The organism is Streptomyces sp. NPDC088252 (genome assembly GCF_044740965.1).
In the GTDB taxonomy this organism is placed as follows: Bacteria; Actinomycetota; Actinomycetes; order Streptomycetales; family Streptomycetaceae; genus Streptomyces.
In genome coordinates, this window is the sequence record NZ_JBIURS010000017.1 from 1 (window position 1) to 23,783 (window position 23,783).

Sequence of the window (23,783 nt, forward strand, 5' to 3'; positions counted from 1 at the left end):
TCCCGCAAGGGCTGACCCCTGCGTCCCCGACGCTGTCCCGACGGTCCGGGGCCGTGTGGTGTGTACTCACCACACGGCCCCGGACCGCTTTCGAGCGCCATTGACGCAGATCCGACGGCCTTATAACTTCACTATACGGATTGTTGATTCCGGGAAGCGGAAACGACGTGACTGTGGAGGGTGTGGAGATGGGTCAGCAGGAGAAGGTGGCAAGGAGCCTCGCCGGTGCGGTCAGCGAGGAGATCAGCGCCTCCCTCACCGCGGTCGACGCCGAGCTCGCCCGTCGCTATCCCGGGGACCCGGGGACGCGCCAGCCGGTCCACACGGTCTATGTCCCCGGCGACACGTTCACCTCCGGCACCATTCGTTCGTGGGGCGACCAGGCGCTGCAGGCCCTCGACGAGCACGCCCCCGACGCGGGAGCGTTCGCCGCGGCCCTCGGTATCCCGGACGAACTCGCCGCGCCCGTCCGCGACCGGGTGCGCGCCAAGCTGGAGCGCGAGCCCGTCGAGGACCTGCGCATCGACTTCGAGGACGGTTACGGTCCCCGCCCCGACGCCGAGGAGGACGAGGACGCGGCTCGCGCCGCCCGGCTCGTCTCGGAGGCGTACCGGGACGGTACGGCGGCCCCGTACATGGGCATCCGGATGAAGTGCATGGAGGCGGCCGTGCGCGACCGCGGCATCCGCACCACGGACGTCTTCCTCACCGGTCTGATGCAGGCGGGCGGTCTGCCCGACGGTCTGGTCCTGACCCTGCCCAAGGTGACGTACCCCGAGCAGGTCACCGCCTTCGTCCGTCTTCTCGAAGCGTTCGAGAGCGCGCACGGGCTGCTGGCCGGCCGGCTCGGCTTCGAGATCCAGATCGAGACCAGCCAGTCCATCCTCGCCGCCGACGGCACCGCCGCCGTCGCCCGCATGATCGACGCCGCGCAGGGGCGCGCCACCGGTCTGCACTACGGCACCTTCGACTACAGCGCCTGCGTCGGCGTCAGCGCGGCCCATCAGGCCAGCGACCACCCGGCCGCCGACCATGCCAAAGCCGTCATGCAGGTCGCCGCCGCGGGCACCGGCGTACGGGTCTCCGACGGCTCCACCAACGTCCTCCCTGTCGGCCCCACCCACCAGGTCCACGAGGCCTGGCGGCTTCACTACGGCCTCACCCGCCGCGCCCTGGCCCGCGCCTACTACCAGGGCTGGGACATGCACCCGGGTCACCTGCCCCCGCGTTACGCGGCCGTGTACACCTTCTACCGCGAGGGCCTGGAGCAGGCCGCCGCGCGCCTTGCGGCGTACGTGGCCAAGGCCGGTGGCGACGTCATGGACGAACCCGCCACTGCCAAGGCGCTCAGCGGGTACCTCCTGCGCGGCATCGACTGCGGTGCCCTGGACACCGCCGAGGTCGCCCGTCTGACCGGGCTGACGCGCGCGGACCTCGACGCGTTCGCGTCGCCGCGCCGGGGCGGGCTCACGGTGACCGCGCCGTAACGGCGGAGCGCACACCGGCCGCGCCGGCGACCGGACGGCCGCCCGACGCGAGGGCCCGGATCCGGCCGGACCGGTCGCGCGGCGGTGCTGCCCGGACGCTCAGGCAGGCGGCAGTTCGCCCGAGCCGCGGGGGATGAGCGTGGTGGGGATCTCGACGCGGGCCGGGGCGTGGACCGCGCCGTCCAGGCGGCGGAAGAGGTGCTCGGCGGCGGTGCGGCCGACCGCGGCGGCGTCCTGCGAGATGACGGTGATGCCGAGCAGGTCGGCCAGTTCGATGTCGTCGAAGCCGACCAGGGCAATCCGGCGTTCCTGCTCGGCGAGGACACGCACTGCCGTCACCGTGACCCGGTTGTTGCCCGCGAAGAGCGCGGTGACGGGTTCGGGACCGGAGAGCATCTCCTCGACGGCGGCGCGGACCCGGCCGGGGTCGGTCGAGCCGAGGGAGACCCAGGAGTCCTCGACCGCTGTCCCGGCGTCCGCCATGGCCGCGTGATAGCCGCGCAGCCGCTCGGTCGCGGTCTGGATGCGCGGCTGGTCACCGATGAAGCCGATCCTGCGGTGGCCGTGCGCGATCAGATGGGCGACGCCCTCGCGGGCGCCGCCGAAGCTGTCGGAGAGGACCACGTCGGCATCGATCCGGCCGGCCGGCCGGTCCACGAAGACGGTGGCGATGCCGGCCCTTATCTCCGGCTCCAGATACCGGTGGTCGTCGCCCGCAGGAATCACGATGAGCCCGTCCACCCGGCGCGCGCACAGGGCGAGCACCAACTCCTGCTCACGCTCCGGGTCCTCGGCGCTCGAACCGTTGATGAGCAGCGCGCCGTGGGCACGGGCGACCTCCTCCACGGCGCGGCTCAGGGGCCCGTAGAAGGGGTCGGCGAGATCTTCCAGGACCAGGCCGATCGAGGCGGTGCGGCCCTTGCGCAGGACCCGTGCGCTGTCGTTCCGGCGGAAGCCGAGTGCCTCGATGGCTTCCTGGACCCGGCGTTCGGTGTCGGGCGTGACCCCCGGCTCGCTGTTGACCACACGAGAGACCGTCTTGAGGCCCACTCCGGCACGGGCGGCCACATCCTTCATGGTCGGCCGGTTGCCGTAACGGGTCTCGGGGTGACGGGCGGTCTCGGCCACGGTGCGCTGTCCTGTCGTCGGCGGGCGGTCCGGCGGTCCCGCGAGCGATGCCGCGGGGAGGCCGGGGACTGTGCCGTCGAGCATAGGCCCTGGACAACGTTGTCAGCTGAATGGAGACTGGGGAGACTGTTTACCGAAGCCGCAGGTCCCCGCCACCTACTCACGGAGCCGCACCGATGCTTACCGACCTCGTCGCCGCGCTGGACATCGGCGGCACCAAGATCGCCGCCGCGCTGGTGGACGGCGGCGGCGCGCTCCTCGTTCGGGCGCAGCGGCCGACGCCCGCCCGGGAGAGCGCCGAGACGGTGATGGAGGCCGTGGCGGAGGTGCTGGCAGAGCTGTCCGGATCACCGCTGTGGGGACGGGCGAGGGCCGTCGGGATCGGCAGCGCGGGCCCGGTGGACGCCTCGGCCGGCACGGTGAGCCCCGTCAACGTTCCCGGCTGGCGTGATTTCCCGCTGGTCGCGCGGGTCCGCGAGGCGGTCGGTGGTCTGCCGGTCGAACTGGTCGGCGACGGGGTCGCGATGACGGCGGCCGAACACTGGCTGGGCGCGGCCCGGGGCTACGACAACGCGCTGTGCATGGTCGTGTCGACCGGCGTCGGCGGCGGACTCGTCCTCGGCGGCAGGCTGCACCCCGGTCCCACGGGCAACGCAGGGCACATCGGTCACGTCAGCGTGGATCTGGACGGCGATCCGTGCCCGTGCGGTTCGCGCGGCTGTGTCGAACGCATCGCCAGCGGACCGAACATCGCGCGCCGGGCGCTGGAGGCCGGCTGGCGGCCCGGACCGGAAGGCGACGCCACGGCCGCTGCCGTGGCCGCCGCCGCGCGCGCCGGGGACCGGATCGCCCTCGCCTCGTTCGAGCGCGCCGCGCAGGCGCTGGCCGCCGGCATCGCCGCCACCGCCACGCTCGTCGAGATCGATATCGCGGTGATCGGCGGGGGAGTGGCCGGAGCGGGCGACATCCTCTTCACTCCGCTGCGCCATGCCCTGAGCCGGTACGCCGCGCTCTCCTTCGTCCGGCAGCTCACGGTGGCCCCGGCGGTGATGGGCACCGACGCGGGACTGGTGGGCGCGGCGGCCGCCGCGATCCGCGTGGGCAGAGGTGGAGCGGTGACGGTCCGGGGCCTGCCGTCCGGATCAGGCAGGATCAGCGAGCGGGGCCCGGTGCCGGGCCCCGCGAGCCCGGCGTGATCCGGACGGGAGACCCTCGTACGCCGGACGCGCCCGACGAGGTGCCTCGGCCGCACCGGACGCGCCGGCGACGCCCTCATGCCCGATCGGCGATCGGGGGCGCGCGACCCGCGCCCCCGACCCCCGGTCACCTCTCCGTCGTCAGCAAGCGATCCGCAGATCCGCCCAGTCCGCGTGGTCGGAATCGATGCCGTCCCCGCCATCGGTGACCACCAGACGTACGACCTGCGCGCCGCTCACATCCGCCGAGAGCGGCTGCGCGGGCATCGCGTTGGTCAGCACACCGGTCGACGCCGCCTTCGTACCGTCGGCCCACACCTCGAAGGCGACCGTGCCCTCGGCGCCCTTCTCGTCGTCGACCCCGACCTGCGCCGTCACGGCGCTGCACGCCCCACCGGTGTAGAACTCGACGACGCTGTCGGCGTGCACACCGAGGCCCTTGGCGAAGACCGTGCCGCCGATGGTGAGCGGATTCCCGTCGCCGGCCTTGTTCTCACCGTTGCTGGTGTCCCTCTCGACCGGCCCCCAGCCGTTGGTGGCGGAGAGCATGGGCAGATCGCTCATATGGCTGACACCCGACGGTGGTGCGACCACCACGTGTGCCTGGAACGGGACCGCGGACGTCACAGGTGTCCCGGCCGGTGAGCGGTATCGGGCGGTGAGCGTCAGGTCGTACGTCCCGGAGGCCGTGCCCGCGGGCGCCGTCAACTGCCAGCGGGTGGTCAGGGACCGGCCGGTGGGCAGGGCCGGCGAACCGGTCGGCGAAACCGCCCTCACCTGCCAGCCCGAGGGGCCGGTGAGGGCCGTGGACACCTTCGTGGCGGTGGTGCGGCCGAGATCCGTCACCGTCGTCGTGAGTGCGGAGGTGCGGCCGGCCTCGATCAACGGGGCGGCGTCGACGCCGAGTTCCACGGCGGGCGGGTGCGCGGCCCACTTGCGGTCGGCGGCGATACGCAGCAGCACGGTGCCGTGTGCCGGGACGGTCGCCGAGACGTCGCCCGCGGTGTTGTACGTCGTGTGCTCCCACAGATCGCGCATCGTGTACGCGGTCGCCCTCGGAAGTCCCACGGCCTCGGCCGTCGTCGAGATGCGCTGCGCGCCGCCGGTCTCGTTGAAGAGAGCCACGACGCGGCTGCCGTCCTGCATCTCCTTGGTGACGACCCAGCGCCCGGCGGTGGAGGAGAGCACGGTGCCCTGCTTGCCCAGCGGGTCCTGATCGACTGCGACGACCTCGCGGTTGGAGAGGATCTCGAAGGTCTCCGGGCCCGCCTTGCGCAGATCGGACCCGATGAGCAGCGGGGCCGCCATCACGGACCACATGGAGAAGTGGGTGCGGTACTCCGTGTCCGTCATGCCACCGTTGCCGACCTCCAGCATGTCGGGGTCGTTCCAGTGGCCCGGGCCCGCGGCGGCGGCGAGGGGCAGGTTCTGCTTCATGATCGACAGCATGCTGCCCCAGCTGTCATTGATGTCGCCGGTCGTGCGCCAGAGGTTGCCGAGTTCACCGGCCCACTCCCAGGGCTTGTTCTCGCCCCATTCGCAGATGCTGTAGACGATGGGGCGGCCGGTCGCCGCCAGCGCGTCACGCATCGTCGTATAGCGCTTCTTCGCGTCGACTCCCTGATTGTTGCAGTTGTCGTACTTGAGGTAGTCGATGCCCCAATCCGCGAACTGCCGCGCATCGCTGTACTCATGGCCGAGCGCACCCGGAAGCCCCACGCTGTCGCAGGTCTTGGTACCGGCGCTGGTGTAGATGCCGATTTTCAGGCCCTTGGAGTGGACATAGTCGGCGACGGCCTTGATGCCGTTCGGAAAGCGCTGCGGATCGGCCTCCAGTTCGCCGTCCGCATTGCGCTGCGGCTTCGCCCAGCAGTCGTCGAGATTGACGTACTGATAGCCGGCGTCCTTGAGGCCCTTCTCGACAAAGATGTCGGCGATGCCCTTGACCATCGACTCGTTGAACTCGGCGCGGCAGTGCGTCGAGTTCCAATTGTTGAACCCCATCGGAGGTGTGAGCGCGAGCCCGTTGTCGGCCTGCGGAGCCGGTGCGGGCACGGGAGCTGACGAGTCGGCGGCGGCGGGGACGGTGGCCCCCGCAGCGCAGAGCAGTCCGGCCAGCAGCGCTCCGATGACTTTGCGATGGCTGATTCGGGTTGTACGGGTTGGAAGATGACGCATCGTTACGTTCCTCCATACTCGTGCATGATCGGATGACGGCATGTGCACGCCAATACGTGCGATTACGTTAGGGCGTGTTGAAGTCTGTTGGAAGGGCGAGGGTGCCGGTTGTTCGGTATCTCGTCAAAACCCTTGACTGCACCATCACTTGGGGGTGAGATCCAATCGCACGTTCGGTTGTGTTGGGTTGCATCCCAGGGGAGTTGGGCATGACGCAGTCTGATTACGACAGGTCAAGTGTGCCGGGCAGCGTCGCAGGACATCGGATGTCCCGACGAAGTCTGTTGCGTGGTGCTGCGGTGGGCGCGGGAGCCGTCGCCCTTCCCTCGCTGCTCACCGCCTGCGGGAGCGGCCCCGGTGGTGACGGAAAGACGATCACCCTGGGTTCGAATTCGTCCGACCCGATTCCGAAGAAGGCCTTCGCTGACGCTTTCGCGGCGTACGAGGCACAGTCGGGCGGGCGGAAGGTGAAGGTCAACACCGTCGACCACAACACCTTTCAGGAGAACATCAACCGGTATCTGCAGGGCAAGCCGGACGATGTCTTCATGTGGTTCGCCGGTAACCGGATGGAGTTCTTCGCCGAGAAAGGCCTGCTGCACGACATCAGCGACAACTGGCAGGACTACAAGGGCTTCTCGGACGCGCTGAAAGCCCAGTCCACCGGTGCGGACGGCAAGCAGTACCTCACGCCCTACTACTACTATCCGTGGGCCGTCTTCCACCGCAAGAGCCTGTTCGCCGACCGCGGCTATCAAGCCCCGAAGACGCTCGACGAGTACGTGGCGCTCGCCAAGCAGATGAAGAAGGACAAGCTCGACCCCATCGCCTTCTGCGACAAGGACGGCTGGCCCGCCATGGGCACCTTCGACTACATCGACATGCGGACCAACGGCTATGAGTTCCACAAGAGCCTGATGGCGGGCGAGGTCGCCTGGACCGACAAGCGGGTCAAGGAGGTCTTCGACACCTGGCGCAGGCTCCTGCCGTACTGCCAGCAGGGGGCCAACGGCCGTACCTGGCAGGAAGCCGCCACCGGCCTCCAGAAGAAGGAGGCCGGCATGGCCGTGTTCGGCCTGCCGCACCCCGGCGCACAGTTCCCCAAGGGCGAACAGGGCGACATCGACTTCTTCCCCTTCCCCGTCATCAACCCGGAACACGGGCAGGAGGCGGTCGAGGCACCCATCGACGGATTCCTGCTGGCGAAGAAGTCGAAGAACCTGAAGAACAAGAAGTCCCTGGAGAGCGCCAAGGACCTGGTCAAGTGGCTGGCCACCGGGAAGGCCGAGGACATCTACCTGAAGAGCGACCCGAACAACATCGCGGTCAGCGACCAGGCGGACATCTCCGCGTACTCACCGCTCCAGAAGAAGGCCGTGGAACTGGTCTCCGGGGCGAAGCAGATCTCCCAGTTCCTGGACCGGGACACCCGGCCGGACTTCTCCTCCACAGTCATGATCCCGGCGATCCAGAGGTTCATCAGCGACCCGAACGACGTAGACGGTCTGGTCAACGACATCGAGCGCCAGAAGAAGACCATCTTCGCCGCCGACTGACCGAGGACGTCCCCGATGGAATCCGACCGAACCTGGAGTACCGACCGTGTCGTTCATCTCGGCGCGGCGCACCGGACGGCGGGTCACGCGGCGGTTCACCAACCGCGACCTCGTCGTACTCGGTGTGCTGCTCGGCATACCCGTCCTGCTCGACATCGCCGTCGTGTGGGGGCCGACCCTCGCCTCCGTCGTGCTCTCCTTCACCAGCTGGGACGGCATCGGTGAGATCAAGTGGGTCGGTACGCGGAACTACGCGAACCTCTTCACCAACTACCCGCAGTTCTGGCCAGCCGCCCGGCACAATCTGCTCTGGCTCGGCTTCCTCGGTCTGGTGGCCGCGCCGTTCGGACTGCTGCTCGCCGTACTCATCGACAGGGGCGTGCGTTTCAGCCGTTTCTACCAGTCGACCCTCTACATGCCCGTCGTGCTGTCCCTCGCCGTGGTCGGTTTCATCGCCCAACTGGTCTTCTCCCGTGACCAGGGTGCCCTCAACGCGGTCATCGGGGACACGAGCTCGCCGACCGACTGGCTCGGCGATCCGGACCTCAACATCTGGATGGTCCTGCTGGCCGCTGCCTGGCGGCACACCGGCTATGTGATGATTCTCTACCTTGCCGGACTCAAGGCCGTCGACCCCTCGCTGAAGGAGGCCGCGGCGATCGACGGGGCGGGCGAGGCCCAGACCTTCTTCCGCGTCGTCTTCCCCACGTTGCGCCCCGTCAATGTCATCGTCGGCGTCATCACGGTCATCGAGTCCCTGCGCGCCTTCGACATCGTGTACGCCGTGAACCACGGCCGCAACGGACTCGAACTCCTCTCCGTGCTCGTCACCGACAACATCATCGGTGAGGCCAGCCGTATCGGTTTCGGCTCCGCCATCGCCGTCGTCCTGCTGGCCGTCTCCCTGGGATTCGTCGTGACGTACCTGGTCCAGGAACTCCGAGGGGAGAAGAACCGTTGACCGTACACACCGCCCCCGCGCGTCCCGGCGCCCCGTCGGCGTCATCGGCCCCGGCCGTCCGGCGCCGTGTCCGCCCCGGCAGGATCGGCGTCCACGCCTTCCTGATGGCGGTCTCCCTCGCCTTCCTCGCCCCGTTGCTGCTCGCGGTGTACGCCTCGCTGCGGCCGTACGACGAGACCTCGGCGCACGGCTACTTCTCGCTGCCTCGCCATCTCTCCCTGGACTACTACCGCCAGGCGTTCTCCGACTCCGGGATGACGAAGTACTTCGTCAACACCATGATCATCGCGGTTCCGGGAGTACTCGTCACCCTCTTCCTCGCCTCCTTCGTGGCCTTCGCGCTGGCTCGCCTGAAGGTGCGCGGCGGGCTCGTCCTGCTCATGCTCTTCACCGCCGGGAACCTGCTGCCGCAGCAGGTGATCGTCACACCCCTCTACGTCGTGTTCAACCGCATCCCGTTGCCCTACTGGATGTCCGACTCGATGACGATGTTCGATTCGTACTGGGCCGTCGTCACCGTCCAGGTCGGTTTCCAGATCGGCTTCTGCGTCTTCGTGCTGGCCAACTTCATGCGTACCCTGCCACGGGAGATCCTGGAGGCCGCGGTCGTCGACGGCGCGGGCGTCTGGACCCGGTACTGGCGGATCACCCTGCCGCTGTGCCGCCCGGCCCTGGCCGCTCTCGGCACTCTCCAGTTCACCTGGATGTACAACGACTTCCTGTGGGCCCTGGTCTTCATGTCCGACGGCGACAAGCTCCCCATCACCTCGGCGCTCAACAATCTCCGCGGCCAATTCTTTACGGACTACAACCTGCTCGCCGCCGGCTCGGTCATCGTCGCCCTGCCGACGCTCGTGGTCTTCCTTCTGCTTCAGCGCCACTTCATCGCGGGCCTCACGCTGGGTTCGAGCAAGGGGTAGTCCGGTTGTCGGCGGTCCCGGTCCGCCGACAACCGGACGCGTACGGAGGGACACCGCCGACCCGGGACGGGGAACCTGGTGCGGAGGCCGACCGAGGACTGTGCGGGACGCGGTCCAAGGCCGTCCGAGGGTCCCTTTCGGTAACAGCATCGCGACAGCCGGGTTTTCGCGGCAGGGTGTTGCGGGCAAGCCACAGGGGGCTACGGAAGAGGGGGAACCGTGATCGTCTGGATCAACGGTGCGTTCGGCGCGGGCAAGACGAGCGCCGCGCGCGAGCTTGTCGATCTGATCCCGAACAGCACCTTCTACGACCCCGAGCTGATCGGCGCGGGGCTGCGGTACCTGCTGCCCCAGAAGCGACTTGCCGAGGTGACGGACTTCCAGGACCTGCCGATCTGGCGGCGACTGGTGGTGGACACCGCGGCGGCCCTGCTCGCCGAGATGCCCGGGGTTCTGGTGGTGCCGATGACGCTGCTGCGACAGGAGTATCGCGATGAGATCTTCGGGGGGCTCGCCTCCCGGCGCATTCCGGTGCGCCATGTCCTGCTCTCACCTGAGGAAACGATCCTGCGCAAACGGATCGCCGGCCGGGTGGAGTTCGCCGACGACCCGGAGCACAGCGAACGGATCCGGCAGTGGGCCCACGAACACATCGAGCCCTATCGGGCGGCGCTCGGCTGGCTCACCGGGGACGCCCACACCATCGACACCAGCGATCTCTCCCCGTACGAGACGGCCGAGCACATAGCCGAGGCGGTCCGCACCGGAACGGCCGCCGCATGCGAGATCGTGCAGACCCCCGAGCCGACCGCGGAGACCGTCGCGGCCGGCGTACTGCTCTTCGACGAGCACGACCGGGTCCTGCTCGTCGACCCGACGTACAAGCCCGGCTGGGAGTTCCCCGGCGGAGTGGTCGAGGCCGGCGAGGCACCGGCGCAGGCCGGAATCCGTGAAGTGGCCGAGGAGATCGGCATCCATCTCGACCGGGTGCCGAAACTGCTCGTCGTCGACTGGGAGGCACCCGAACCCCCCGGCTACGGGGGGCTGCGCATGCTCTTCGACGGCGGCCCGCTGCCCCGTGCCGACGCCGAACGGCTGCTGCTGCCCGGTTCCGAACTGCGCGGCTGGCGCTTCGTCACCGAGTCGGAGGCGGCCACCATGCTGCCCCCCACCCGGTACGAACGGCTGCGCTGGGCGCTGCGCGCCCGGGAGCGGTCAACCGTGCTCAACCTGGAGGCCGGAGTCCCGGTCGGCTGACGCACGCAGCACCGCGGCGGCGTCGACGGTGAGCGGATCGCCGTGCCCGAAACAGACCGTGGCCGCTTCCAGCGCGGCCAGCCGCCGGAACGAGGTCACGGCCCGCGCACGGTCGATGTTGAAGACGCCCAGTATCACCTGGCCGACCCCGGCCACGCAGTCCCCGGTGAACAGCACACCGTGGTGCGGCAGATGGATCCCGATGGAGCCGGGGGTGTGACCGGGGGCGTGGACCACCCGGGCCCCCGAACCGAACGCGATCTCGTCGCCGTCGGCCAGTTCGCGGTCCACGCGGGTCGGCGGCGCCGGAGGAACGGTCAGCGCGTGCTCGTACAGCGGACGTTCCCAGTCCAGCAGGACGGGGTCGGCGATCTCCGCCTCGCCGCGGATCACCGGCGCGTCCAGCCGATGGGCCAGGATCTCGGCGCCGTGGCGGTCGGCGAGCTCCTGGGCCGCGCCGTAATGGTCGCGATGCCCGTGGGTGACGACGATCCGGCCGATGCGGCCCGGGTCCAGGCCGAGGCCGCGCACCGCGTCCTCGATCGTGGGCGCGGCATCGATGTCGCCCGCGTCGATCAGCGTCAGGTCCGCGCCGTCGCGCCACAGATACGCCTGGCCGATCGGGAAGCGGAACATGTGCAGTTGAGGAAGTACCTCGACGAGATCCATACGTCGAACGTACGTGGCCCTGCCCGCTCGGCGACCGGATCTACGCGCTGGGCGAGCTTCGCTCAGCGCGTAGATCCGGCCGCGCGGCCGACCCGGCACCCCGTGGGCCGGCCGTGTGCCGTAGGTCCGCGGGGCCGGACGTGGGTGGCGTGTGCTCAGATTCGCTTGGATTCGGCGTAGTTCCGCAGGAACAGGGCCTCGGCGAGCGACAGCCGCTCCAGTTCCTCGGGCGACACGCTCTCGTTCACCGCGTGGATCTGCGCCTCCGGCTCGCTCAGGCCGATCAGCAGGATCTCGGCCTCCGGGTAGAGGGCGGCGAGCGTGTTGCAGAGCGGGATCGAGCCGCCCATCCCGGACGTCTGCATCTTCTCGCCGGGGTACGCGGCCTCCATCGCCTGCGCCATCGACGTGTACGCCGGGCTGGAGGTGTCCGCGCGGAACGGCTGGCCCTGGCCCACCTGTTCCACCGACACCCTGGCTCCCCAGGGGGCGTGCGCCTTCAGGTGGGTGGTCAGCAGCTCCGTCGCCGCGGCGGCGTCCTGGCCCGGCGGTACCCGCAGGCTGATCTGAGCCCGTGCGCTCGCCTGGAGCGAGGGAGTCGCGCCGACCACGGGCGGGCAGTCGATGCCGATGACGGTGACGGCGGGCCGGGCCCAGATCCGGTCGGCGACCGTACCCGTTCCGATGAGTCCGACACCGTCGAGAACCTTCGCGTCCTTGCGGAAGTCGGCCTCCGGGTACTGCAGTCCGTCCCAGTCGGCGTCCGTGGCGAGTCCGTCGACGGTCGTGGTGCCGTCCTCGGCGCGCAGCGAGGCCAGCAGCTGGATCATCGCGGCGAGCGCGTCCGGGGCGGCGCCGCCGAACTGGCCGGAGTGCAGGTTCCCTTCGAGGGTGTCGAGAGTGACCCGCAGCATCGTCATACCGCGCAGCGTCGCGGTGACCGTCGGCAGCCCGACCCGGAAGTTGCCGGTGTCGCCGATGACGATCGTGTCGGCGGTCAGCAGCTCGGGGTGCGCCTCGGCGTACCGCTCCAGACCCCCGGTGCCCTGCTCCTCGGAACCCTCGGCGATCACCTTGACGGAGACCGGGACACCGCCGTGCGCCTTGAGCGCACGCAGGGCGAGGAGGTGCATGATGAAGCCGCCCTTGCAGTCCGCCGCGCCGCGGCCGAACCAGCGGCCGTCCCGCTCCGTCAGCTCGAACGGCGGGGAGAGCCAGGCGGACTCGTCGAGCGGCGGCTGCACGTCGTAATGCGCGTAGAGCAGCACGGTCGGGGCGCCTGCCGGGCCCGGCAGGAAGCCGTACACCGACCGGGTCCCGTCGGGGGTGTCGAGAAGGGCGACGTCCTGGAAGTCCTCGGCGCGCAGTGCGTCGGCGACCCAGTCGGCGGCCGCCTCGCACTCGCTCCTCGGGAACTGCGCGGGAGCCGCCACCGACTGGAAGGCCACCAGCTCGGTCAGCTCCGCCTTGGCACGGGGCATCAGCGAGGCAATGGTCTCGGAGATCGGACGGGCGGTCATGGGCACGCTCCTCGTGGGTGCGACGTTATGGGTACGTATCCGGGCACATGCATACCGAGTGAGCGGCGTTGCATGGAGGATGAACGTACGGTCGATCCTCCCACAGAGGGGGCCGGGCCGGGCGCGCCGTAGGATGCCGTGAGCAGCATGGGCCACTGGTGGGATCGGGAGCAGAAGCACATCGTGAGCAGCGAGAACGCAGACGCCGGGCATGAGCACGAAGAGTCGTCCGTGTGGGACGTCGTCGTAGTGGGCGGCGGACCGGCCGGAGCCTCCGCGGCATACGCGGCGGCGGTGGCCGGCCGACGGGTACTGCTCCTGGAGAAGGCGGAGCTGCCCCGCTACAAGACGTGCGGTGGCGGCATCATCGGTTTTTCGCGTGATTCGTTGCCGCCCGGATTCGAACTGCCCCTGCGGGACAGGATCCACGCGGTCACGTTCTCGCTCAACGGCAGGCTGGCGCGAACCCGCCGCTCCAAGCGGATGCTCTTCGGGCTCATCAACCGCCCCGAGTTCGACGCGGGGCTGGTCGAGGAGGCCCAGAAGGCGGGCGCCGAACTCCGTACCGGAGCGACGGTGACGAGGGTCGAGCAGCACGGTGCCGCGGTGCCGGACCGGCGCACGGTCGCCGTGGTGCTCTCCGGGGGCGAGACGGTCCTGGCCCGCGCGGTCGTCGGCGCGGACGGCAGTGCGGGGCGGATAGGAGCCCATGTCGGGGTGAAACTCGACCAGGTGGACCTCGGCCTGGAGGCGGAGATCCCGGTTCCGCAGACGGTGGCGGAGGACTGGGCCGGTCGGGTGTTGATCGACTGGGGCCCCATGCCCGGCAGTTACGGCTGGGTGTTCCCCAAGGGGGACACCCTCACCGTCGGTGTGATCTCGGCGCGGGGCGACGGAGCGGGGACCAAGCGGTACTTGGAGGACTTCATCGCCCGGCTCGGTCTGGCCGGCTTCGAGCCGAAGATCTCCTCCGGGCATCTGACGCGCTGCCGCAGTGACGACTCGCCGTTGTCGCGCGGGCGGGTGCTGGTGTGTGGCGACGCGGCGGGGCTGCTGGAGCCGTGGACCCGCGAAGGCATCTCCTTCGCGTTGCGCTCGGGGCGGCTCGCCGGTGAGTGGGCGGTCCGGATCGCGGAGTCGCACGACGCGGTGGACGCCCGGCGCCAGGCGCTGAACTACGCCTTCGCCATCAAGGCGGGCCTGGGTGTCGAGATGGGTGTCGGGCGGCGCATGCTCAAGCTGTTCGAGCGCCGCCCGGGGGTGCTGCACGCGGTGCTGACGGGGTTCCGTCCGGCCTGGAACGCGTTCGCCGGGGTCACCCGCGGAACGACTTCCCTGGCCGAACTGGTCCGCACGCATCCGCTGGCGCAGCGGGCCCTGTCCGCGATGGACCGCTAGGGCCTCTCGTTCGGATCGGGTCTGATCCGAACGGAAGACCCTGGGACGTTTCTTCGAACCGGCGTCGTTCGGCCGGAGGCCGGGCCGTGCGGCGTCCGGCGCGGTCCGGCGCAGGGCGCGGAGGATCGCCCTCGTGCCGGGCGCACTCGGGTGACGCGGCAACGCGTCGAGGCGCCGTGCCGGACGCCGCGAGCCGGTGAACCCCCCGGTCGGGGCGGCAGGTGGTGACGCCGAGGGCGGGCCGGGCCGCACGGTCAGCCCTCGACGGTGATGCGGAAGACGGGGTGGTCGGGGCAGGCGGCCAGGAGTTCGGAGTCCGTGGACTTCGCGGTGATGCCCTGGAAGTACTGGTTGACCTCCCAGCCCCACCGCTCCAGATAGGCGCGGACGACCCGCACCTTCTGCTCGTCGTCCGCGATCTCCACGGCCGTGAAGGCGCGGATCCTCCGGCCCACCCTCAGCTCGCCGCCACCGGCGACCCGCATGTTGCGTACCCACTGGGAGTGGCCCCGCGCGGAGACCAGATACTGCGCGCCGTCGTAGGTGTGGGTGTTCACCGGGATGCGCTGCAGTTGTCCGCTCCTGCGACCGCGCACCGACAGCTCGGCCGAGCCGAGCAGGCTGACTCCGTGCCGGGCGAGCCAGCCGATGACGCTGTTCATCCGGACGGTGAAGGCGTTGCCCTGAAGGTAGTACGGCTGAGACATGGTGACCCCCTCGTATATTGAGAGCAGTGCTCTCGCTTGAGATCAGTGTGCACGGAACTGGTGCTCCAGAGCAAGAGCAGCGCTCTCGTTGTTGGTCGGTGCTCTTCTGCATGGCAGACTGAGAAACATGAGTGCTGTCCGAGGAGCCAGGGAACGGGCCCGTATCGAGATCACTGCCGCCATCAAGGAGGAGGCGAGGAAGCAGCTCGCGGCCGAGGGTGCCGCGAAGCTCTCGCTGCGTGCGGTCGCCCGGGAACTCGGGATGGCGTCCTCCGCGCTCTACCGCTACTTCCCCAGCCGGGACGAACTGCTCACGGCCCTGATCATCGATGCGTACGACTCCGTCGGCGAGAGCGCCGAGGTCGCCCACCGGGCCGCCCGTGCCGACGCCGCCCCCCACCTCGCGCGCTGGACGGCGGTCGCCCACGCCGTTCGCGACTGGGCCCTCGCCCACCCGCATGAGTACGCTCTGATCTACGGCTCGCCGGTGCCCGGCTACAACGCGCCGCAGGCGACGATCGGCCCCGCGTCCCGCGTCGGCCTCGTCCTGATCGCCGTCGTCGGCGAGGCCTTTCGCACCGACGGTCTCGCCGTGCCGCCGCTCGCCGACGAGCTGCGCACCGAGGCCGAGCGGATGGTCGCCGAATTCGCCCCCGGCCTGCCTCCCGGAGTGGTCGCCCCGCTGATCGCCGCCTGGTCGCAGCTGTTCGGGCTGATCTCCTTCGAGATCTTCGGCCAGTTCCAGCGAGTGGTGGAGGCCCGGGAGATCTTCTTCCGGGAGGCCGTCACCGAACTGGCCCGCACGGTCGGTCTGCTAGGCCCCCGAAGCAGCTGACGACCTCGGGCACAACAGCTGACGACCTCGTACGCGGTCGCAGCCGGCGGGCCCGGCCGTGAGCCGTGCGCGAGGAGGTCGGAGACAGGATCCCCCGGGCGGACCCGTGTCGCGTGGTCCGGACTGTCCCGGGGCACGGCACTTCTCGCCCGCCGCACGCCCGGTACGACGTACTCCCGAGGGAGTACGGGTGATCACCGCGCACGGCTGACGACCGCGCCACGGCCCGCGGTCTAGCGTGGCGGACATGGAAGAGCGACACCCACACCGGCTGCACGGCGAGCCGCCGCGATGGCTGACGGAGACACCGGGGGAGTACTCCTCCCGGCTGCCCTGGCCGTCGACGATCGTGCTCGGCGCCGTCGTCATGATCGGTTCGACCGTCGCGGCCCGTGGACAGATGGACGAGCGGGCGCCGCTGGACGTCTTCGCGCGGCTGCTGCTCTTCCTGGCCGTCGCCGTGCTTCTGCTGCGCCACCGCCACCCCGTGGTGGCCGTCTTCGGGAGTTCGACCGCCGCGATGGTCTACCTGGCGGCCGGCTATCCGTACGGACCGGTCTTCCTGGCCGTCGCCGTGGGCTGCTTCAGCGCGGTCGTCGCCGGACACCGGCGGGCCGCCTGGTCGGCCGTCGCGATGGTGTGGCTGGGGCATGTCCTGGTGGCCCACTGGCTCTACCGCTGGCTGCCGCCCTCCGAGGACCACGTTCCTCCCTGGGGGCAGGAACTGGGCGTCGCCGCCTGGGTGGTGGCCATCATCGCCGCCGCCGAGTTCGTCCGCGTACGCCGTGAGCAGTGGGCGGACCGGCGCGCGGAGCGGGAGGCCGCGGAACAGCGCAGGGCCGACGAGGAGCGGCTGCGGATGGCCCGCGAGCTCCATGACGTCCTGGCCCACAGCATCTCCGTGATCAACGTTCAGTCGAGCGTCGGACTCGCACTGCTGGACTCCGACCCCGAGCAGGCCCGCACCGCCCTCACCACCATCAAGGCCGCCAGCAAGGAGGCGCTGGGCGAGGTCCGCCAGGTCCTGGACACCCTGCGCACCCCCGGAGACGCCCCCAGGACCCCGGCCCCCGGACTGGACCGGCTTCCCGAGCTCGTCGAACAGGCGGCGAGCACCGGACTCACCGTCACCGTCGAGACCGAGGGGGTGCGCGGCGCAGTCCCGCCCGGGGCGGACCTCGCCGCCTTCCGGATCGTGCAGGAGGCGCTGACGAATGTGGTCCGGCATTCCGGATCGCGCACCGCGCAGGTCCGGATCGGCTACGAGCCCGGCCGGATCCGGCTCCGGATCGACGACGGGGGACCCGCCACCGGCAACGATGCCGGAGGCAGCGGCAACGGGCTGGCGGGCATGCGGGAGCGGGCCGCCGCACTGGGTGGCACGATCGAGGCGGGGCCCCGGACCGACGGCGGCTTCCGGGTGCGGGCCGAGCTTCCGCTGCCTTCCGACACATCTGGCGCGACGGCGCGCAAGGAGGAGACGACGTGATCCGCGTACTGCTCGCCGACGACCAGTTGCTGGTCCGGGCCGGTTTCCGGGCCCTGCTGGACGCCCAGCCCGACATCGAGGTGGCGGGGGAGGCGGCCGACGGCGAGGAGGCCGTACGCCTGGTACGCGAACTGCGGCCGGACACCGTGCTGATGGACATCCGGATGCCGCGTCTCGACGGCCTCGCCGCGACCCGCGCCATCACCGAGGACCCCGCACTGGGCGACGTCAAGGTGGTCATGCTCACCACCTTCGAGCTCGACGAGTACGTCTTCGAGGCGATCCGCTCCGGGGCCTCCGGCTTTCTCGTCAAGGACACCGAACCGGATGAGCTGCTGCGCGCGGTGCGCGCCGTGGTCGGGGGCGACGCCCTGCTCTCGCCGGGGGTCACCCGCCGTCTGATCGCCGAGTTCGCGGCCCGTTCCAAGGAGCCCGCCGCGGCGACCGGGCTGAGCGAACTGACCGAACGGGAAAGGGAGGTGATGGCGCTCGTCGGCATCGGGCTCTCCAACGAGGAGATCGCCAGACGGCTGGTCGTCAGCCCGCTCACCGCCAAGACCCATGTCAGCCGGACGATGGTGAAGCTCGGCGCCCGCGATCGGGCCCAACTCGTCGTGCTCGCCTACGAGTCGGGTCTCGTGCGCCCCGGCTGGCTCGGCTGACATTTCGCTGAGAAGCGTCGGATGCGCGGTGGCCGACAGGGCGAATCCCCGTCGGCCACCGCACGTTCCCCCTCGCGGGACGGTCAGTCCCGCACGGACACCTTGCCGGCTGCTGCCGCCTCGACCGCGGCGGCCCGGTCCGTTTCGGACGAGGCGACCAGTACGGTGCGCTGCACGGGCCGGTTGCGCCGCAGCCCGGTCAGCGTGACCAGCAGCCCGGCCAGCGCGACCGCGGTCACCACGACCAGACCGGGCCGATAGCTGTCCAGGACCGCCTGGCGGGATCCGTCTCCGCTGCCGTGCGCCGTGATCACCGCGGTCACGATCGCCAGGAAGACCGCCCCGCCCACCTGGATCGAGGTGTTCAGCAGACCCGACACCATGCCCTGTTCGTCGTCGTCCACCCCGTTGGTCGCCTGGATGTTGAGCGAGGGGAACGTCAGCGCGCACGCCGCGCCGAGCAGCAGCATGGAGGGCAGGATCACCGCCGCGTACGACGGGGTGAGCGTGATGCGGAGGAACAGCGCGTAGCCGATGACGAGGGACGTGAAGCCGGTCGCGATGACACGTGGGGTGCCGAACCGGTCCACCACATCGCCGATCTTCGTCGAGGAGAGGGCGACCAGCACGCCTGCGGGCAGGAAGGCCAGCGCGGTCTGCAGTGCGGACCAGCCGAGCAGCGACTGCATGTACTGGGTGACCAGGAACTGGAAGCCCACGTAACTGCCGAAGAACGCGGCGGCCCCCAGCTGCGCCCTGACCTGGCCGCCGGAGCGCAGCACCCCGAGTCGGATCAGCGGGTTCGCGGTGCGCCGCTCGATGGTGACGAAGAGGGTGAGCAGTACGGCGACGGCGAGGAACGACAGGAGTGTGCGGGCGGAGGCCCAGCCCGCCTCGGGGGCCTGCACGACCGTGAACACCAGCAGCAGCATGGAGGCCGTGCCGGTGACGGCGCCCGGCAGGTCGTAGCCGCGGTGGGTGTCCTCGCGTTCGCTGTGCGGGATCAGCTTCAGGCCGGCCAGCAGGGCGATCAGCGCGATGGGAGCGGGCAGCAGCATCGTCCACCGCCAGGACAGCTGGGTGAGGAGGCCCGAGAGGACCAGGCCCATGGAGAAGCCGGTGGCGGCGCAGGTGGTGTAGATGGAGAGGGCCCGGTTGCGCTGCGGGCCCTCCTTGAACGTCGTGGTGATGATGGAGAGCCCGGCCGGTGCGGTGAAGGCGGCGCTCAGCCCCTTGATGAAGCGGCTGGCGATCAGCAGCGGTCCGGAGTCGACGAATCCGCCGAGCAGCGAGGCGAGGGCGAAGACGCCGAGCGCGATCAGGAAGACCCGGCGCCTGCCCAGCAGATCGGCCGCACGGCCGCCGAGGAGCAGCAGGCCGCCGTATCCGAGGATGTAGCCGCTGACGATCCACTGCAGGGTCGAGGTGGTCAGCCCGAGATCGTCCGCGATGGAGGGCAGTGCGACGCCGACCATGGAGACGTCGAGAGCGTCCAGGAACATCGCGGCGCAGAGCACGAGCAGGGTGCCCCACAGGCGCGGGCTCCAACGCTCATGGGAATCGGGGACGTTGAGCGGAGAGGTCATGAGCAGCACAGTACATGCACATGCATTGAATGCAAGTGCATTTAATTCCGATGCAACAAACGGCCACATCTCTGCTAACGTGCGGTCATGGCAGCGAACAAGTCGGAGCGAATGCTCGTCGACGCGTGGCGGGACATCCTCGCCCTGCACGCCAGGACGCTCTGTGAGCTCGACCGCGAGCTGCACCGACACGGCCTCGGTGCCAGCGATTTCGAGGTGCTCGACGTCCTCGCGGAGGGCGCGGCGGAGGACGGCGGCCCCGCCTATCGTGTGCAGGAGCTGGCCTCCCGGGTCCACCTCAGTCAGAGCGCGCTGTCCCGCTTGATCGCCCGACTGGAGAGGGACGACCTCGTGTGCCGGGGGATGTGCCGCGAGGACCGGCGGGGTGTCAGGGTCGAACTGACGGCGAAGGGCCGGGCACGGCACGCGGAGGTCAAGCCGCTGCAGAGGTCGGTGCTCGCCCGGATGCTGGACGGCGCGGGGGACTGACCGCCTCGCCGCGGGCCCGGCCGGGGCAGGGGCTGCCGGACACCGCCTTGACCCGCGGCGCGCTCAGGACCAGGTCACCCCGGAGTTCCCGCACCAGATCCGGGCCGGCTCGCGGTCGCCCGTCACCGTGATCGCGGTGAGTGGCAGCCGGTTCCAGAGCGTCAGGTAGAGCTCACCGGCCGTCGCGCTCAACTCGCAGTCCGCCGAGCCCTCTTCGGGAGCCGCTTCATGCCGTACGGTCTGAGGCGGTTCCGGTGAGAGCCGTACGGTCCACGTGGTGCCCGCGTCGGTGGCCCGGACCCGCAGGGTACGAGGTGTGCGGGTGCGCACTCTGCTCTTCGCACGCGCATGGAATCCGCACAGCAACTCGTCGATCCCGTCCACCGCGTGATCGGCCGTCACCGACGACAGCCGCCCGCCGCGCGCCGATTCCGCGTCCACCCGGTGGATCGTGGTCTCGTGCGCCTGCCGTCGCGCCCAGAAGGCCAGTGGCGACGGTGCGGGCATGAAGGTCCAGCACTCCAGTCCGGCGGGTGCGGCCCGCAGTGTGTCGACCAGGAGGCGGTGGCCCTCGCGGAACCAGCCGAGCAACTCGGGCCCGTCCAGATCGGGTTCCCCGCCGGCGGGTCGGTAGGAGGTGTGTTCCTCGACGACGAGAGCGGTCGCCCAGCGATGCACCATCCCCGTGTGCCGGAGCAGATCACGCACCTGCCAGCCCGGACAGGTGGGCACCGGTGTCCCCGTGCCCGCCTCCTGTGCGGCGGTCGCCAGCATCCGTCCCTCGTCGGCCAGGGACTCGATGTGGTCCGTGATCTCCATGGCTTCGATTGTGCCAGTGGTCCGGCCTGCCCGGAGGGGTGGCTCCGGCCGTCGCGCGCGATGCGGCCGGTCTCTCAGGCGAGTGCGGCGTTGCGCGCTCCGTACCCCAGCGCGGCCGCCGCGGTGGCCAGCAGCGCCACCGTGGTGAGGGCCGCCGGGAGGGAGGCCCAGTCGGCCAGGAAGCCGATCGCGGGCGGTCCGAGCAGCATTCCTCCGTAGCCGAGCGTCGACGCGGCGGCCACTCCACCCGGCCCGGCCAGCTCGCCGGCCCGGCCGACCGCGACGGGAAAGATGTTGGCCAGACCGAGGCCCGTGACGGCGAAACCGATGAGCGCCGGCCAGACGGTCGGGGCCAGTGAGCCGAGCAGCATTCCGGCGGCGGCCGTGGCACCGCCCACGACCAGGGTGCGGGTCTGGCCGAGCCGTTCGAGCAGTGCTGTGCCGCTGAGCCGGCCGGCCGTCATGGCCAGTGCGAACAGGGAGTACCCGGCGGCGGCGGTGCCCGGGTGGGCGTCCAGATCCTGTTCCAGATGGAGGGCGCCCCAGTCGGCCAGCGCCCCTTCGCCGTATGCGGTGCACAGCGCGATCACGCCGAAGAGGAGCACCAGGCGCCGGGCCCGCCCGTCCAGTCGCCGCGGCTTTCGCGCCCCGCCGTATGCGGGTGCGGATTTCGGTGCCGGGTGGCGCAGCAGTGCCGGTCCGGCCGTCGCGGTGACGAGGAGTCCGACCCCGGTGAGGGCCAAGAGGTGCGCGGCGGGGGAGAGGCCGCCCGCGACCAGTGCTCCGAGCCCGGCACCGACCATTCCGCCGAGGCTGAACGCGGCGTGGAAGCTCGGCATCACCGGGCGCCGCAGCGCGGCCACCAGATCGACCGCCGCGCTGTTCATCGCCACGTTCATCCCGCCGTACGCGGCCCCGAAGACCAACAGCACCGAGCCGAGCGCGAGGGCCGAATGCGTCTGTGCGGGCAGGGCGATGCTCAGGGAGAGGAGGACGCCGCAGGCCACGGTGACCGGGTGGCTGCCGAAGCGACGGCACAGCCGGCCGGTGAGCATCATGGTCACCACGGCCCCGGCGGATACGCCGAGCAGAGCGAGCCCCAGGGTGGAGGCCGAAGCGCCGGTCTGGTGCTTGATCGCCGGGATGCGGACCACCCAGCCGGCGAAGAGGAAGCCGTCGAGGGCGAAGAACACGGTCAGCGCGGTACGGAGGCTGGTCGTCGAAGGTGGGGCGGTGTCTCCGCCCGGTCCCCCCGGCAGGGCCGTCCGCAGTTTGTTTAGTTGCGGCACAAACTCAGCATAGGGGCGTCCGGACAACGGGCGCAAGACGGCCGCCCGCGGCGGCCGCAAGGGGCACAACTGAGCCACCGGGGCGTCGGCGACACCTCCGGATCATGGGAGACTCGCCCCCATGAACGGCAAGGTGACCACCACCCGGACAAAATTGGAGAGGGGCCGCAGCGCCCTCGGACCCGCGCTGGAACTGGTCCACACCGGACGCGCGCCCACCCGCGCCGTGCTCACCTCCGAACTCGGCGTCACCCGGGCGACGGCCGGTGCGGTCGCCGCGGAACTGGAGGCGCTCGGCCTGATCCGGGTCGACTCCCGGCCGGGCTCCGCCGCCGGATCGCAGGGTCGCCCCTCGCACCGGCTGGCCATCCATGAGTCGGGGCCCGTCGCGATCGCCGCGCAGGTGCACGCCGACGGGTTCCGGGCCGCGCTCGTCGGGCTCGGCGGACGGCTCGTCGCCACCGCCCCCGGCTGCGTCACCGTCACGGCGGACCCGGCGCAGGTCATCGGCGAAGTGGTCGACGACTGCGCCCGGCTGCTCCGGGACAGCGGGCTGCGCTGCGTCGGGGCGGGCCTCGCGGTGCCGTCCGCGGTCGCCGAGCCGGAGGGTACCGCGCTCAACCCGCTGCACATCGCCTGGCCGGCGGGGGCACCGGTGCGTGAGATCTTCGCCGCCTGCGTACGGGAAGCGGGCATCCCCGGACCGGCGTTCACCGGGAACGACGTCAATCTCGCCGCGCTCGCCGAACACCGGCACGGTGCCGGGCGCGGTGCCCAGCATCTGCTCTGTGTGGCCACCGGGCACCGGGGAGTGGGCGGTGCTCTGGTCCTCGACGGCCGTCTGCACACCGGGAGTTCGGGACTGGCGCTGGAGGTCGGCCATCTCACGGTGAACCCGGAGGGCCGCCCGTGCCACTGCGGTGGCCGGGGCTGTCTGGACGTCGAGACCGACCCGCTGGCCTTCCTCGTCGCCGCCCGCCGCGAACCCGGTCCGGAGGAGTCGCTGCTCAAGCAGGCCGGCGATCTGCTGCGCACGGAGTACGAGGACGCGGCGGTGCGCGGCGCGGCCGAGGAGCTGATCGACCGGCTCGGCCTCGGACTCGCGGGACTGGTCAACATCCTCAACCCCGACCGCATCATCCTCGGCGGTCTGCACCGAGCCCTGCTCGACGCGGATCCGGAACGGCTGCGCGCGGTGGTGGCCGACCGCAGCCTGTGGGGGCGCAGCGGCAGTGTGCCGATCCTGCCGTGCACGCTCGACCACAACAGCCTGGTGGGTGCGGCGGAACTGGCCTGGCAGCCGGTGCTGGACGATCCGCTGGCCGCGCTCGCGTGACGGGGGCGGCCGTGCCCGCGTGACGACGTGGGGGACGGCCGCACCGCCCTCATCCTTCGGAGGGGCCCGAAGAGGTCCTCCACGCGAGGGCCCGTGCCGCGTCGTCCACCAGGCTTCCTGCCAACGCCCGTTTGTCCAGGCTCTGTTCGAGGCGACGACGCAGCCGCCGCGGCGGCTGCGGCAGGTTCGGGGTACCGGGCACCTCGTGCCGCCCGGGACCGACTGCCCGCCGAAGCCCGCGTCGGCGGACAGTCGGCTGCTCCGCCGGCCGCCGGTCCGTCGCGTGATGGGCCCGTGACAG

Annotated in this window: 20 protein-coding genes; 12 read left to right on the plus strand and 8 right to left on the minus strand. The window is 70.7% G+C overall.

What is annotated here, in order from left to right; translation table 11 throughout:
• The first annotated feature begins 188 nt into the window (after positions 1-188).
• Entirely contained in the window at positions 189-1,487 is a 1,299-nt protein-coding gene (locus tag ACIOHC_RS29015; protein ID WP_401844717.1) for a DUF6986 family protein, read from the plus strand.
• A 99-nt stretch (positions 1,488-1,586) separates the two neighbouring features.
• On the opposite strand, the gene ACIOHC_RS29020 is transcribed toward ACIOHC_RS29015, so the two are convergent.
• A complete protein-coding gene (locus ACIOHC_RS29020) occupies positions 1,587-2,615 on the minus strand; it encodes a LacI family DNA-binding transcriptional regulator (protein WP_365692294.1) in 1,029 nt (342 codons plus the stop codon).
• A 176-nt stretch (positions 2,616-2,791) separates the two neighbouring features.
• Between ACIOHC_RS29020 and ACIOHC_RS29025 the strand changes: the two genes are divergently transcribed.
• Positions 2,792-3,811, plus strand: a complete 1,020-nt coding sequence (locus tag ACIOHC_RS29025) for an ROK family protein (protein WP_351081224.1) — start codon at positions 2,792-2,794, stop codon at positions 3,809-3,811.
• Positions 3,812-3,952: 141 nt separating this feature from the next.
• On the opposite strand, the gene ACIOHC_RS29030 is transcribed toward ACIOHC_RS29025, so the two are convergent.
• Positions 3,953-5,989 (minus strand): NPCBM/NEW2 domain-containing protein, encoded by a 2,037-nt coding sequence (locus ACIOHC_RS29030; RefSeq protein ID WP_351081222.1) that lies wholly within the window; start codon positions 5,987-5,989, stop codon positions 3,953-3,955.
• A gap of 266 nt (positions 5,990-6,255) precedes the next feature.
• Here ACIOHC_RS29030 and ACIOHC_RS29035 point away from each other — a divergent pair, with 266 nt between their 5' ends.
• The 4 genes from ACIOHC_RS29035 (at position 6,256) to ACIOHC_RS29050 (ending at position 10,683) form a co-directional block, all read left to right on the plus strand.
• Positions 6,256-7,545, plus strand: coding sequence for an ABC transporter substrate-binding protein (locus ACIOHC_RS29035; protein WP_351081219.1), 1,290 nt, complete (start codon positions 6,256-6,258; stop codon positions 7,543-7,545).
• 46 nt (positions 7,546-7,591) lie between these two features.
• Positions 7,592-8,506, plus strand: a complete 915-nt coding sequence (locus tag ACIOHC_RS29040) for a sugar ABC transporter permease (RefSeq protein ID WP_351081218.1) — start codon at positions 7,592-7,594, stop codon at positions 8,504-8,506.
• On the plus strand, positions 8,503-9,426 hold the full coding sequence (locus tag ACIOHC_RS29045) for a carbohydrate ABC transporter permease (protein WP_351081216.1): 924 nt from the start codon (positions 8,503-8,505) through the stop codon (positions 9,424-9,426). The genes ACIOHC_RS29040 and ACIOHC_RS29045 overlap by 4 nt, the downstream gene beginning before the upstream one ends.
• 219 nt (positions 9,427-9,645) lie before the next feature.
• Entirely contained in the window at positions 9,646-10,683 is a 1,038-nt protein-coding gene (locus ACIOHC_RS29050; protein WP_351081214.1) for an NUDIX domain-containing protein, read from the plus strand.
• On the opposite strand, the gene ACIOHC_RS29055 is transcribed toward ACIOHC_RS29050, so the two are convergent.
• Positions 10,642-11,352 carry an MBL fold metallo-hydrolase gene (locus tag ACIOHC_RS29055; RefSeq protein WP_351081212.1) on the minus strand — a complete coding sequence of 237 codons (711 nt, stop codon included), beginning with the start codon at positions 11,350-11,352 and terminating at the stop codon, positions 10,642-10,644. The two genes, ACIOHC_RS29050 and ACIOHC_RS29055, sit on opposite strands and share 42 nt — an antisense overlap.
• Positions 11,353-11,507: 155 nt before the next feature.
• Positions 11,508-12,872, minus strand: coding sequence for a dipeptidase (locus ACIOHC_RS29060; protein WP_401844599.1), 1,365 nt, complete (start codon positions 12,870-12,872; stop codon positions 11,508-11,510).
• A 147-nt stretch (positions 12,873-13,019) separates the two neighbouring features.
• Between ACIOHC_RS29060 and ACIOHC_RS29065 the strand changes: the two genes are divergently transcribed.
• Positions 13,020-14,270: a geranylgeranyl reductase family protein gene (locus ACIOHC_RS29065; protein WP_365692298.1), complete on the plus strand. Its 1,251-nt coding sequence runs from the start codon at positions 13,020-13,022 to the stop codon at positions 14,268-14,270.
• A 254-nt stretch (positions 14,271-14,524) separates the two neighbouring features.
• On the opposite strand, the gene ACIOHC_RS29070 is transcribed toward ACIOHC_RS29065, so the two are convergent.
• Positions 14,525-14,977: a nitroreductase/quinone reductase family protein gene (locus ACIOHC_RS29070; RefSeq protein WP_401844601.1), complete on the minus strand. Its 453-nt coding sequence runs from the start codon at positions 14,975-14,977 to the stop codon at positions 14,525-14,527.
• A 127-nt stretch (positions 14,978-15,104) separates the two neighbouring features.
• Here ACIOHC_RS29070 and ACIOHC_RS29075 point away from each other — a divergent pair, with 127 nt between their 5' ends.
• From ACIOHC_RS29075 to ACIOHC_RS29085, 3 genes are all read left to right on the plus strand, one after another.
• Positions 15,105-15,812: a TetR/AcrR family transcriptional regulator gene (locus ACIOHC_RS29075; protein WP_401844603.1), complete on the plus strand. Its 708-nt coding sequence runs from the start codon at positions 15,105-15,107 to the stop codon at positions 15,810-15,812.
• A 247-nt stretch (positions 15,813-16,059) separates the two neighbouring features.
• On the plus strand, positions 16,060-17,301 hold the full coding sequence (locus tag ACIOHC_RS29080; RefSeq protein WP_401844604.1) for a sensor histidine kinase: 1,242 nt from the start codon (positions 16,060-16,062) through the stop codon (positions 17,299-17,301).
• On the plus strand, positions 17,298-17,963 hold the full coding sequence (locus ACIOHC_RS29085) for a response regulator transcription factor (RefSeq protein WP_351081200.1): 666 nt from the start codon (positions 17,298-17,300) through the stop codon (positions 17,961-17,963). The genes ACIOHC_RS29080 and ACIOHC_RS29085 overlap by 4 nt, the downstream gene beginning before the upstream one ends.
• Before the next feature lie 83 nt (positions 17,964-18,046).
• On the opposite strand, the gene ACIOHC_RS29090 is transcribed toward ACIOHC_RS29085, so the two are convergent.
• Positions 18,047-19,549 (minus strand): MFS transporter, encoded by a 1,503-nt coding sequence (locus ACIOHC_RS29090; RefSeq protein ID WP_401844605.1) that lies wholly within the window; start codon positions 19,547-19,549, stop codon positions 18,047-18,049.
• Between the two features lie 87 nt (positions 19,550-19,636).
• Here ACIOHC_RS29090 and ACIOHC_RS29095 point away from each other — a divergent pair, with 87 nt between their 5' ends.
• A complete protein-coding gene (locus tag ACIOHC_RS29095; protein WP_351081196.1) occupies positions 19,637-20,038 on the plus strand; it encodes a MarR family transcriptional regulator in 402 nt (133 codons plus the stop codon).
• 63 nt (positions 20,039-20,101) lie between these two features.
• On the opposite strand, the gene ACIOHC_RS29100 is transcribed toward ACIOHC_RS29095, so the two are convergent.
• Positions 20,102-20,857, minus strand: a complete 756-nt coding sequence (locus ACIOHC_RS29100; protein ID WP_351081194.1) for a maleylpyruvate isomerase family mycothiol-dependent enzyme — start codon at positions 20,855-20,857, stop codon at positions 20,102-20,104.
• A 74-nt stretch (positions 20,858-20,931) separates the two neighbouring features.
• Positions 20,932-22,146 carry an MFS transporter gene (locus ACIOHC_RS29105; RefSeq protein ID WP_351081192.1) on the minus strand — a complete coding sequence of 405 codons (1,215 nt, stop codon included), beginning with the start codon at positions 22,144-22,146 and terminating at the stop codon, positions 20,932-20,934.
• 121 nt (positions 22,147-22,267) lie between these two features.
• Here ACIOHC_RS29105 and ACIOHC_RS29110 point away from each other — a divergent pair, with 121 nt between their 5' ends.
• On the plus strand, positions 22,268-23,482 hold the full coding sequence (locus ACIOHC_RS29110) for an ROK family protein (protein WP_351081190.1): 1,215 nt from the start codon (positions 22,268-22,270) through the stop codon (positions 23,480-23,482).
• Positions 23,483-23,783: the final 301 nt, after the last annotated feature.

Coding starts and splice junctions, on each gene's coding strand:
- ACIOHC_RS29015 (WP_401844717.1), top strand. CDS start 189: ATGGGTCAGCAGGAGAAGGTGGCAAGGAGCCTCGCCGGTGCGGTCAGC.
- ACIOHC_RS29025 (WP_351081224.1), top strand. CDS start 2,792: ATGCTTACCGACCTCGTCGCCGCGCTGGACATCGGCGGCACCAAGATC.
- ACIOHC_RS29030 (WP_351081222.1), bottom strand. CDS start 5,989: ATGCGTCATCTTCCAACCCGTACAACCCGAATCAGCCATCGCAAAGTC.
- ACIOHC_RS29035 (WP_351081219.1), top strand. CDS start 6,256: ATGTCCCGACGAAGTCTGTTGCGTGGTGCTGCGGTGGGCGCGGGAGCC.
- ACIOHC_RS29055 (WP_351081212.1), bottom strand. CDS start 11,352: ATGGATCTCGTCGAGGTACTTCCTCAACTGCACATGTTCCGCTTCCCG.
- ACIOHC_RS29060 (WP_401844599.1), bottom strand. CDS start 12,872: ATGACCGCCCGTCCGATCTCCGAGACCATTGCCTCGCTGATGCCCCGT.
- ACIOHC_RS29065 (WP_365692298.1), top strand. CDS start 13,020: ATGGGCCACTGGTGGGATCGGGAGCAGAAGCACATCGTGAGCAGCGAG.
- ACIOHC_RS29070 (WP_401844601.1), bottom strand. CDS start 14,977: ATGTCTCAGCCGTACTACCTTCAGGGCAACGCCTTCACCGTCCGGATG.
- ACIOHC_RS29075 (WP_401844603.1), top strand. CDS start 15,105: ATGAGTGCTGTCCGAGGAGCCAGGGAACGGGCCCGTATCGAGATCACT.
- ACIOHC_RS29080 (WP_401844604.1), top strand. CDS start 16,060: ATGGAAGAGCGACACCCACACCGGCTGCACGGCGAGCCGCCGCGATGG.
- ACIOHC_RS29090 (WP_401844605.1), bottom strand. CDS start 19,549: ATGACCTCTCCGCTCAACGTCCCCGATTCCCATGAGCGTTGGAGCCCG.
- ACIOHC_RS29095 (WP_351081196.1), top strand. CDS start 19,637: ATGGCAGCGAACAAGTCGGAGCGAATGCTCGTCGACGCGTGGCGGGAC.
- ACIOHC_RS29100 (WP_351081194.1), bottom strand. CDS start 20,857: ATGGAGATCACGGACCACATCGAGTCCCTGGCCGACGAGGGACGGATG.
- ACIOHC_RS29110 (WP_351081190.1), top strand. CDS start 22,268: ATGAACGGCAAGGTGACCACCACCCGGACAAAATTGGAGAGGGGCCGC.